General features: G+C 55.1%; 1 protein-coding gene. It reads right to left on the reverse strand.

Translation table 11 applies throughout. The features are described from left to right. A partial coding sequence (locus ACTHUM_RS17030; RefSeq protein ID WP_440403557.1) for a 1-deoxy-D-xylulose-5-phosphate synthase N-terminal domain-containing protein occupies positions 1 to 666 on the reverse strand: 666 nt, incomplete at its 3' end. Between the last annotated feature and the right edge of the window lie 2 nt (positions 667 to 668).

Below are 668 nucleotides of genomic sequence, written 5' to 3' on the forward strand. Positions count from 1 at the left end.
GTTTTCAACTTTTTGGGCAAGCTCCATCGCACCGGGCAATTTATCCAATACTTTGCTCGATTGGGCTTTGATGGTGCTCAATAGGCCGTGCATATCGCGCACGACGTTACTGGCGAGATATTTCGGCAGCGCGCCGACATTGGGGGAAATCGACATTTCGTTGTCGTTGAGGATGACCAGCAAATCGACATCCATATCGCCTGCGCAATTCAGGGCTTCAAACGCCTGACCTGCCGTCATGGCTCCGTCGCCGATGATGGCAACGCTGCGGCGGTTGTTGCCCAACTGTTTGTCCGCAACAGCCATGCCCAAGGCCGCACCGATGGATGTGGAAGAATGGCCTACGCCGAACGCGTCGTATTCCGACTCGCTGCGTTTTGGGAAACCGGCCAAACCGCCGTATTGGCGCATGGTGTGCATTTGATTTTTGCGGCCGGTCAGGATTTTGTGCGGATAGCTTTGATGGCCGACATCCCAGACCAAATGGTCTTCGGGCGTGTCGTACACATAATGCAGTGCCACCGTCAGCTCGACCGCGCCCAAGTTACTGGCGAAATGGCCACCCGTCTTACCGACGGAATCCAACAGAAATTCGCGCAATTCGGCGGCGACTTGCGGCAGCTGTTTTTTCTCCAGACGGCGCAAATCCTGAGGCGTATCGATAATAT

Source organism: Neisseria sp. P0021.S006 (assembly GCF_051956895.1).